Source organism: Algoriphagus ornithinivorans, assembly GCF_900115305.1.
Lineage (GTDB): Bacteria > Bacteroidota > Bacteroidia > Cytophagales > Cyclobacteriaceae > Algoriphagus > Algoriphagus ornithinivorans.
Map to the genome: position 1 here is coordinate 35,083 of NZ_FOVW01000002.1, position 10,580 is coordinate 45,662.

General features: G+C 38.9%; 6 protein-coding genes. 2 read left to right on the plus strand and 4 right to left on the minus strand.

Annotated features, from left to right (window positions below; all coding sequences use genetic code 11):
• Positions 1-17 precede the first annotated feature (17 nt).
• Both BM073_RS02265 and BM073_RS02270 read left to right on the plus strand, forming a co-directional pair.
• Positions 18-749: a DUF2490 domain-containing protein gene (locus BM073_RS02265; protein ID WP_175557831.1), complete on the plus strand. Its 732-nt coding sequence runs from the start codon at positions 18-20 to the stop codon at positions 747-749.
• Between the two features lie 134 nt (positions 750-883).
• Positions 884-3,781 carry an ATP-binding protein gene (locus BM073_RS02270; protein WP_091650878.1) on the plus strand — a complete coding sequence of 966 codons (2,898 nt, stop codon included), beginning with the start codon at positions 884-886 and terminating at the stop codon, positions 3,779-3,781.
• Here BM073_RS02270 and BM073_RS02275 read toward each other — a convergent pair.
• The 4 genes from BM073_RS02275 to BM073_RS02290 form a co-directional block, all read right to left on the minus strand.
• Positions 3,778-4,731 carry a tetratricopeptide repeat protein gene (locus BM073_RS02275; RefSeq protein WP_245756352.1) on the minus strand — a complete coding sequence of 318 codons (954 nt, stop codon included), beginning with the start codon at positions 4,729-4,731 and terminating at the stop codon, positions 3,778-3,780. The two genes, BM073_RS02270 and BM073_RS02275, sit on opposite strands and share 4 nt — an antisense overlap.
• Positions 4,694-5,800, minus strand: a complete 1,107-nt coding sequence (locus tag BM073_RS02280) for an AI-2E family transporter (RefSeq protein WP_091649790.1) — start codon at positions 5,798-5,800, stop codon at positions 4,694-4,696. The genes BM073_RS02275 and BM073_RS02280 overlap by 38 nt, the downstream gene beginning before the upstream one ends.
• A gap of 35 nt (positions 5,801-5,835) precedes the next feature.
• A complete protein-coding gene (locus BM073_RS02285; protein WP_091649792.1) occupies positions 5,836-7,875 on the minus strand; it encodes a M3 family metallopeptidase in 2,040 nt (679 codons plus the stop codon).
• 264 nt (positions 7,876-8,139) lie between these two features.
• Positions 8,140-10,575 carry a zinc-dependent metalloprotease gene (locus tag BM073_RS02290; RefSeq protein WP_091650883.1) on the minus strand — a complete coding sequence of 812 codons (2,436 nt, stop codon included), beginning with the start codon at positions 10,573-10,575 and terminating at the stop codon, positions 8,140-8,142.
• Positions 10,576-10,580 lie beyond the last annotated feature (5 nt).

Sequence of the window (10,580 nt, forward strand, 5' to 3'; positions counted from 1 at the left end):
CTTCTCGTTTACAATTTTTGGAAGGTAAGATTTCAAGAGGTCAATTGAATCTAAATTCAGTTCTCAAAAAGTATATACTCGTTTCTTTCTTATTTTTTTCGTTTTTAGGAAAACTATTTGCTCAGGAGCAAGTTTTTTTCTTTGGATTCTTTCCTGAGGCGGCGGTTACCAAAAGTCTTTCGAATGGAAAAAAGATCAATTTCAAAGTTGAGAATCAGGAAACTTTCTTTAGAAACACAGCTAGAGAGGGGGAGAAATGGGATGTAAGGCATTACCGAACTGATTTTATGGGTTTTTATAGTTGGCAGGCTAGTCCTGTAATTAACTTGGCCATAGGTGCTTTTCATAGGATTCAAGACGGTGCAAATGCCAACAGGATTATTCAGCAGATGGCTTTTCTCCAGCGTTTAAGATCTTTGAGAATAGCTCACAGAATACGAACGGATCAAACTGCCACAAGAGGAGAGTCTTTAGAGTGGAGGTTGAGATATAGAGTGGCATTGGATATTCCTTTAGATGGAAAAACTTTGGATCCCGGCGAAAATTATTTGGTACTCTCCAATGAACCGATTTTCAGTTTGCAGGACGGTGAGTTTGAATTGGAAAATAGACTAGTGTTTACCCTAGGAAAATTGATCAATGAAGAGCAAAAACTTGAATATAGTATCGATTATAGAACAGATGGATTTTTCCAAGAAGGCTTTAGAACCCGCTTATGGGCAAAAATTGGCTATTTCTATAATTTTTAAAACATTTTTTTGGGTTTGAAAAGTAAAAAACTTGCTATGAAATACAAATTGCTGTATGTTTACCCTATGAATATGAATTGGATGATTCTAGGAATAAAAAAGTAGGACTTCAATTCATTCAAAAACCTAAACAAATGCAGGAAAGGGGTATCAACAGTACTTTTAAAAAGATCATTTACGAGTCTTCGGAAATGGTGTTTTTGGCTGATGATACCTATCCGTACAATATCTTTTATGCCAATGAATCCTTTGAGGAATTTATTGGAGAAAGTCTCAAAGAACGAAATCTTGTAGGCTTAGGATTAGATATCAATGCATACATTTTTAAAGAGGAACTGATTCTTACCCATGGTGATAAGGATTATTCTTTTCGTCTGGAGCTTCCGCAGGAAAGTTCTTCTAATTACTTTTTGTTTTATAAAGGAAAGGAAGTTAAAACTCATGGGCTTCCGGGTAAGCGTGAGATTCAGCAGTTTTTTAAAAATGGCCTAGATCTAATTGCTATCGGTCAGCATGATTTCCTGACTTATCTGAATGCCGCGGTAAAGCCAATTCTGGGATATGAGCCAGCGGAATTGATGAATACTAGTCTTTGTCCTTTTCTGCATGAAGAGGATTTAGAAAAAATCAGATCATTTTGGAAGAGTAAGCGAAAGCAGGATGAACTTGGTTTTTTTGAATCACGAGTAAAATGTAAGGATGGTTCATATAAGTATTTAGAGTTTTCAGTCCAGTTTACGGCTGAATATTTTTATTTAATAGGCAGGGATAAAACCGAGTCATACAGTGAATCAGTAAAAACAAAAAGACTCAATCAGCTAAGAAAAAAAGGTTCGGAATTAGCTAGAGTAGCCACATGGTCTTATGATCCTAAGAGCTCTTCATTTGAATACGATGAAGTTGCCAACTTGATTTTTGAAAAGAAGGTGGATCTACAGATCAAATTTGAAAATTACTTTTCGGAGAACCTGAGCAATAAAAAAGAAGAGAAAAAGCTCGAATTTGAATTGCCTGAATTTGATTTGGGAGTTGTGGCCGAATATCACGATGCCATTCAGGGAAGAGGTTTCTGGTTAGGTGTATTATCAGACCTTTCTGAGAAGAAAAATATAGAGAGATCAGGAGAATTGCTCAAAAATATCATTTTGAATTCTCCAGACCCAATGTTGGTGGCTCGACCAGATGGGGAAATTTTCCTCTGCAATGAAGAAGCGAAAAAGCTTTTGGGAGTAGAAGAGAACCGGAAATTTGAGCATTTAAGTGAGCTCAATGTGCTTTTTGAAGAGAGTGATGAGTGGAAGGATTGGATTGATACCCCTGCAAACGAGGAAGGGTCCAGACGATTCTCCACATTACTGATCAGTAATCTGGGCAAGCAACTCACTTTAGAGGTAGCAGCTAAGTCTTTGCAAGAGAAAGAGGAAAGTTTTGTGGTGCTTTCTTTTAGAAATATTTCTGAGAAGGTGACACTGGAGAAGACTCTTGAGGAAAGCAGTGATTTTTTAATGAATTTGACTGAGCAAGTTCCAGGAGGCCTTTACCAATTAGTTTTGGATCAAAACGGAAAAATGAGCTTCTCATTCCTTTCCAGAGGTATTGCCTCAGTTTTGGGACTTACTCAGACTGAAATTGAAAAGTTTGAGGATATTTCAGGAGCTATATCCAGAGTGCATCCAAATGATTTACCACAAGTGATCATGACCTCGGTGGCCTCTGCCAGAAAAGGAGAACCTTGGCAGTGTCAGTTTAGAGTGAAAGACAATTCCGATTCTGAAGGATATCGATGGGTATTAGGTGCTGCGAGACCACAAGCACTGGAAAATGGAGATATGGTTTGGTATGGATATTTGACAGATATCAGCCAACAAAAAGAATTTGAATCCAAACTCGACGAGGCAAGAAGAACAGCGGAAAAAGCAAGTCAAATTAAGTCTGACTTCCTTTCTATGATTAGCCACGAGTTGAGAACCCCATTGAATGCGATTTCAGGATCTGTTTATTCCTTATTGCAGGAAAATCCAAATACTTCCCAAAAGAGTGCTTTAAATACGATAAATTTTGCTGTAGAGAATCTGATCATTATGATCAATGATTTGCTTGATTTCCAAAAAATCGAAGCAGGCAAACTGACTATAGAAAAGGCCCCTTTCAATTTGAGGAATTTAGTAGAGCAGGTGATGAAAGGTTTGTCTTTCCATGCGAGAGATAGTAAAAATGATTTGCAACTTCACCTAAGTGAAGGTTTGGACATGAGGGTAAATGGCGATAAAACCAGACTCTCTCAAATCATGAATAATTTGATAACCAACGCTCTCAAATTTACCCATCAAGGAAATGTGGATGTCAGCATCAAGCTTCAGGAATTAAAGAATGGTAGAGCTAAGGTATATTTTGAAGTAAAAGATACGGGAATCGGAATCGCACCTGAAAATCAAACGAAGATTTTCAACGATTTCGATCAAGTAAAGCCAACTTTCAGCACCAAATACGGAGGAACCGGGCTTGGACTATCTATTACCAGGAAATTATTAAATCTGATGGGAAGTACCATTGCTTTAGAATCTGAAGTTGGTAAGGGCTCCCGCTTTTTCTTCGAATTAGAGCTTGAAGTTTCGGATCAGGAAGTTCAGGTGGAGAAGCCTGTTATTGGTTCAACTCAGGACTTTTCAAAGCTTCATTTGTTGATGGCAGAGGATAATGATGTCAATGCCTTGGTATTAGGGAAAATTATCAAAAAGTGGGGATATACTTTTGACAGAGTAGGAGATGGAGCTCAGGCAGTGGAAATTTTGAAAGACAACCAATATGATTGTATTTTGATGGATATTCAAATGCCCGTAATGGATGGCTTCGAGGCAACTCAAGAGATCAAGAAAAATATTGATACACCGGTAATAGCTTTAACAGCTGCAGCCAAATTGGAAATCATGGAGAAAATAGAAGAATGTGGCTTCGACGGGTTTGTAGCAAAGCCAATCGACGCAGCTGAACTCCTAAAGAAAATCAAGGAAGTAATTTCTGAGAAAAATTAAAGTTCTAGCGCTTTTTGATAGTATTCTTCTAGTAAATCCATCTCAGGATAATCTTCATACAATTCTTTCAAATACGACAAAGCAGATATTTTATCTCCCGTCATCACATAATAAATCCCCTTATTTCTTAAAGCAAAAGGATTATTGGAATTCATCTGAAGACTTTGATTAATAAGATCCAAAGCTTCCTCTTCCTTCCCCAAGAAAAGAAGGTATAATCCTTTATTGTTGTAATAATAGGCTTCTCTATTGTTAAGGCTAATTGCTTTTTCTACAGCATTTAAGGCCAGCTGATAATTTCCTTCATCAAAGGAAATCATAGACCTAAGATTATGAAGATTAGGTTCATTTGGATTTATCTGCTCCGCTTTATCCAATAATTCTGAAGCTTTAGCATACTCATCTTGGTAATAATAAATCGTAGCTTGATTGACTAATAGATCTGAATTTTCAGGATTAAGCTCTAATGCTTGTTGAAAAGAATTGAGAGCAAGTTCATAATCCTCCAGTTTTTCTGCTACCAAGCCACTTAAAAAGAAGCCTTGCCAATTATCCGAGTCGTTTGTAGTCATCCATTCCGCATCGGTTCGGGCTTTGTAAAATTCTCCGTTATCCAAATAACTCAGTCCTCTTTGGAAATAAGCTTCAACATAATCGTTTTTGAATCTGATAGCTTGGGAAAAATCCGCGATAGCCTCTTCCAGCTGGTTTAATTGTAAATGAGCCACTGCCTTATTGAACCAGGCATCTGCATAAGTGGAATCAATATCCAAGGCTTCCTGGTAAAATCCTAAAGCTGATTTAGGATCATTTTCTTCCAATTTTTCATTCCCTTTCAAAAGGAAGCGACCTTTTCTATCTTCATCAGAATCACAACCAATTAGAAAAAGGATTAAAATTAATTTTAGTATGCTATTCTGAACTTTCATTGTCAGCTTCGGGCTTTTCATTTTTTTGTGTTTTTTCTTTTTCCTCACCCATGAGGTAAGCAAATGGCTTGGTCGTATTGCTCAAATCAAATATTTCTCGCAAGATTGCCATTGCAGGAATTACCAATATCATACCAGCAACTCCCCAAATTGTTCCGCCAATTAATAATCCCAAAAAAGTAATAAAGGCATTAAGGTTAACATTGCCTCCTACAATTTTTGGAGTTAGAAAGTTACCTTCAATCATTTGAATAATTTGGTAACAAACAATCACAGCAACCGGATAAAACAGACTGTCCTTAGTCAAAAAGGAATAAATGACAGGAAGGAGAACTCCGAAAAAGGGGCCTACATAGGGTATGATATTCAATAATGCTCCTAAGACTCCGAAGAAAATTGCATGTTTGATTCCCAATGCTGAATAGGCCGAAATATTCAGAATAGCCAAGATGATCATAACTTTTCCCACTCCTACGATGTAGTGTAGAATCACCTTTCTCAGACTGGTGATTCGCATTTTCACCAAGTTGGGATCCCTGTCTCTATAGATCATGATCATCATTTGAGTCAAATGATGTCTATACAAAAGAAAAAAGAACATGAAAACTGGTATAAGAACCAATCCAGAAAGTGACCCCACAGTTTTCATGGCAAAATCTGAAATGTTGGAGCTATTTTCTTTGAGTACTCTTTTCAGATAATCGGGATTAGCTTTATTTCTTATTTCATAGTCCATTTTGAAAGTGGACTGAGTCCACTCGTCTATTCGCTGGGCATAGGTATTGATTTTGCTTGTGACATCATCGAAGTCACTGGTAAATGAGGCTACATTCCCCACAATAAAGGACAAAAGGCCTCCCACGATCAAAGCCATGCATAAAAGGGAGATCACAGAGGATAGAATTTTTGGTACTTTCTTGCTCTCCATCCAATTGCTAAAAGGAGTGAAAAGGATTGCAAAGAACCCACCTAGAAAAAGAGGGATCAAAAGGCTTTTACCAACAATCAAAAAGAAGGTTAATACAATGATGAAAATCATCACGGATAAAGCACTCAGATAGGTCGGAATTTGAAGCTTTTTGATGCTCATTTAAATCGTATTTCTCTGTTTAATAAAAATAAGAACTACTGTTTTTTCACTAACCCAGCTCTCCGCATCAAAGCATCCGGCTGTGGGTCTCTTCCTCTGAATCTTTTGTATAAAATAGAAGGATGCTCGGTTCCTCCAGCTGCTAAAATATTCTTTTGGAATGATTTGGCCGTTTCCTCATCAAAAACTCCTTTTTCCTGGAATAGCTCAAATGCATCGGCATCCAATACTTCGGCCCATTTATAACTGTAATAGCCAGATGAATAGCCTCCCTGAAATATGTGGGAAAATGCAGTGCTCATCAAGGTATTTGGAACAGGTGGAAGTAACTCGGTTTTTTTCATTACCTCTTTCTCAAAATCAAAAATATCCTCGATCTGAGAAGGATCTTGACTATGATAGGCCATATCCAAGAGCCCGAAACTTATCTGTCTTACGGTTTGATAGCCTTGCAGGTAGTTTGAAGCTTTTTTGATTCTTTCGATCAAATCTTCAGGGATTTTTTCTCCAGTTTCATAATGCTTGGCAAACAAATCCAAACACTCTTTTTCATAGCACCAGTTTTCGAAAATCTGAGATGGAAGCTCCACAAAATCCCAAAACACACTAGTTCCCGATAAAGACTCATACTTACTATTTGCCAGCATTCCATGCAATGCATGTCCAAATTCATGGAAAAGGGTAGTGACCTCATTGAAAGTCAAAAGGCTGGGCTTACTCTTGGTGGGTTTGGTGAAATTGCAGACTATGGACACATGAGGCCTTTGGTCTTTCTCCTCTAACTTGAATTGACCTTTGTAGCTGGTCATCCATGCCCCGTTTCTCTTTCCAGGTCTTGGGAAGAAATCCGCATAAAAAACGGAAATATGATTGCCTTGAAGATCTTGAACCTCGTAGGCTGTGACGTCTTTATGATAAACTGGAATTTCCTGATTGGCTTTGAATTTAAGACCGTATAGTTTTCCGGCAGTTTGAAAAACTCCATCAATGACATTTTCCAGCTGGAAATAGGGGCGAAGGAGTTCATCGTCCAATTCATATTTTTCCTTTTTCAAAAGTTCGGAATAATAGGCGAAGTCCCATTTTTCCAATCTTTCCAAACTATCCAGATCATTCGCAAACTTGCTGAGCTCCTCTAGTTCCTCTTCAGCTTTTGGCTTCGCCTGAACCAGTAAGTTCTCCAAAAAATCCATCACTGCCTTTGGACTTTTTGCCATCCGCTCTTCCAATACAAAATGAGAATGTGAAGAATAACCCAGCAAATGGGCTCTTTGATGACGGAGATTTAGGATTTTTTTGATCGTTTCCTGATTGTCAAGTTCATCACCCTTGGAAGACTTGGTATTATATGCGATGAAAAGTTTTTTTCTCAACTCCCTGTTTTTCAGATAGGTCATGGCAGGGATGTAGGAAGGGTAGTCCAAAGTAAATGCCCATTGTCCAGCTTTCCCTTTTTCTTCACCTGTCTGCGCTGCAGCCTCCTTGATACTATCAGGAAGTCCCTCTACTTCAGATTCTTCGGATACAAAGTGTACAAACTTGTTGGTTTCTGCCAATACATTTTCTCCAAACTGCAGAGATAATTGGGCCAATTCCTGGTCAATTTTTCTCAGTTTATCTGCATCTTTTTCAGATAGATTGGCACCGTTTCGTACAAATGCCTTATATGTTTTTTCCAGTAAAGTTTTTTGTTCAGGGCTAAGATTGAGTTCATCCTGTTGCTTGAAAATTTGCTGAACTCTCAGAAATAAATCCTTGTCTAAAAGAATATCATTGCTGTGCTGAGTTAGGAGAGGGGATATTTCTCTTGCCAATTTTTGGATTTCATCCGAGGTCTCAGCTGAGTTCAGATTAAAGAAAATTCCCGAAATAATTCCCAATTTTTTGCCCGCTAGGTCGAGTGCCTCGATAGTATTTTCAAAAGTTGGCAAGGCTTGGGACTTAATGGACTCGATTTCTTCTTTAGCCAGACGGATTCCTTCCTGGATCGCCGGCATAAAGTGTTCAGTTTTAATTTTATCAAAGGGTGCTGTATCAAAAGGAGTATTGAACTCTCTCAAAAGTGGGTTACTCATTTTTTCAGATTTTTATTCGGGTAAATAACAGTCTCCTGATTCTTTGGTTCCTCCAAACTCAGGTTTTTAAAAGCAAACTCTAAGTTACTTAATTGTGCCGGATCGATAAACGAAAGAAGAAAAAATGAAAAAGAAAAGGGGCTGTCTCATATTCGTTCTGATGTCAGTCTGATCAGAGTCGAAGGCCGTTTCTACCATAATGGCCAACATTTCGACTTCGCTCAATGTGACATAATCACTTTCAAGACAGCCCCTAGGGAAGATTTAATAATCCATATCGCAGCTCATGATATCTGAGCCGATTGGTGCTCCGTCTGGAACTTTAAGACTTTCCTGAACTGTGAGTTCTTCAGGCAATTCTAGAAATGCTGAAATTTTATCTTCCAGATATTTGGAGTGAGCAGCCAATAATGGACTGCCACTTCTAGCAGTCAGCTTTGTATTCCCACTGGAAAGCATGCCCAATTTTGATCTCACTAATGCTCTTACTGTGTTGGAAACTTCTTTGTTTTTAGCCAAGGAGATAAGCTGATCTACCAATTTTGATTCTGTCATCAGTTTGATTTCGCCTTTCAAACCTGCCGGCAAATTTGCTGTAAATACCTGAGCGGAGATTTGATCTAAAACTTGCGAAAATCCAGGAAGGCTACTGCTTTGTAGGCCCTGTAGGTAAATGCGGTTAGCTCTGCCGGATTCGAAAAGGAAGCTGAAAGTTAAATCTACAACGCTTTCAGCTGGAGCTATCGGATCGAAAACAGGTCCAGTCCTTGAAACAAATGTTTCTCTAGTTTTCCCATAACCATAGGGTCTTGGTGGAATTAGAGAAAGGATATCACCTGGGATTTCCAACTGATCTGGGGAAATGGTATATAGCAATGCATTTAATGCTTCCATCTGAGCATCTTTTGTAATCCACTGATGTCTTTTTTGATTATCACCTTTGACTTTGTATGTGTAATCCAAACCTCCAATCAACTTGCTGGTGGCTTCAACTTGATATCTGTGCATGAGATAAAGCGGTACCAAAACTTCTTCAAGTAAAGCTTCCGGCGTACCATCAGGAATGGCATTTAAACCAAAGGTTTTTAATTTGTTGGACCGGATGCTTAGCATTCGCATCAACTCTTTGGGAGCAGACTCGCCATTATCCCATAAATGCGACCTTGGATGGGCTCCACTTGGGTCCCTAGAATCAGAGTCAGTAATAAATTCGTACCCCTCAGCATAAGTTTTTTCCAAGGTGTTTTTCAAAAATGTCTCTTCAGTCTGACCTTGAGAAGGATATCCATAGCCATAGGTTATTGCCCACTTGTCCCAAGCTCCGATTTTATCATCGTAAGCATTACTTAGATCCAATTGACCCTGAGCGTTTTGAGTAATTAAAGGATAAGGATAATCCATTACTGAAACCCTACCTACTGCCGAGGTCGCGTAGCTGTGAGCCAAACCAATAGTATGTCCAATTTCATGAGCAGATAATTGTCTTAATCTTGCAAGTGCCATTTCCAGCATTTTTGGATCGGCAGGTTTTCCATCTTCAAAGGGCTGAAGTAAACCTTGAGCAATCAAATAATCCTGTCTTACACGAAGTGAACCCAAAGAAACATGACCTTTGATGATTTCGCCTGTTCTAGGATCTCTGACGCTACTACCATATGACCAGCCACGCGTTGATCTATGCACCCACTGAATCACATTGTACCTTACATCCATCAAGTCCATTCCTTCAGGCGCCAATTCAACTCTAAAGGCATTTTTAAATCCCGCTGCTTCAAAGGCTTGATTCCACCAATTTCCGCCTTCGATCAAGGCAGATGCCACAGGCTCAGGTGTACCACGATCCAAATAATACACAATCGGCTCAACCGCTTCCGAAACAGCTGCTGTCGGGTCTTTCTTTTCTAATCTATGTCTGGATATAAAACGCTTAACGATAGGCTCTGAAATTGGAGTCGTGAAATCCATGTAGCTGATGGAAAAGAATCCGGCTCTTGGATCAAATTCTCTTGGCTCGTATTGATCATCAGGCAACTCAATAAATGAGTGTCTTTGTCTAACGGTAACTGCATCTGGACTAGGAGTAACTGATCTTATCAAGGCTCCAGTAGCATTTCCAGTAAGGGTTATGATGGCTTCAACTTCCGTGTTTTTCGGGAAGTTTTTGGTCATAGGAAAGTACAATGCAGATCGGGAAGCGTCTGCTTTATAGCTTCCCTGTCTTCTTTGGTTGAGCCTTTCTGCCACTCCATGGGTATCCTGCATGTAGAAGGAGGTAGCATCTACAATTAGCTTATCTCCATTTTTTTGGCTGATTTCAAATCCCCATAAAACGGATTCGGCAAATGCATCCTGAATGGATTTGACCTCATAAGGATTATCTGAATAAGCGCGGTAATCATAGTTTTTATGAACCAAGAGAACCTTATTTCCTGATCTTCTGAATTCTACGATTCTGGTGTCTCCCAACTGACCGCGATCCAATCCCAGGTCGTTTGATCCTACGCCTGCTGTAAGAGAACTTACATAAAGGAATTCATGATCAAGTTTGTCTATTTCCAGGTAAATTTTTCCTTTTTCTTCATCTAGATAGAAGGTGACAAAGCCGTCTTTATTGGAGAGTTTTCCCAAATCCAGATTTTGTGCCTGAATTTGAAAAACAAGGAGTAATAGAATTAGGGTGGTGGTCAGTAATCTTTTCACGTGAT

Bases quoted from the DNA above. Each gene is read 5' to 3' on its own strand.
- BM073_RS02280 (WP_091649790.1), bottom strand. From the start codon at position 5,800: ATGAGCATCAAAAAGCTTCAAATTCCGACCTATCTGAGTGCTTTATCC.
- BM073_RS02270 (WP_091650878.1), top strand. From the start codon at position 884: ATGCAGGAAAGGGGTATCAACAGTACTTTTAAAAAGATCATTTACGAG.
- BM073_RS02285 (WP_091649792.1), bottom strand. From the start codon at position 7,875: ATGAGTAACCCACTTTTGAGAGAGTTCAATACTCCTTTTGATACAGCA.
- BM073_RS02275 (WP_245756352.1), bottom strand. From the start codon at position 4,731: ATGAAAAGCCCGAAGCTGACAATGAAAGTTCAGAATAGCATACTAAAA.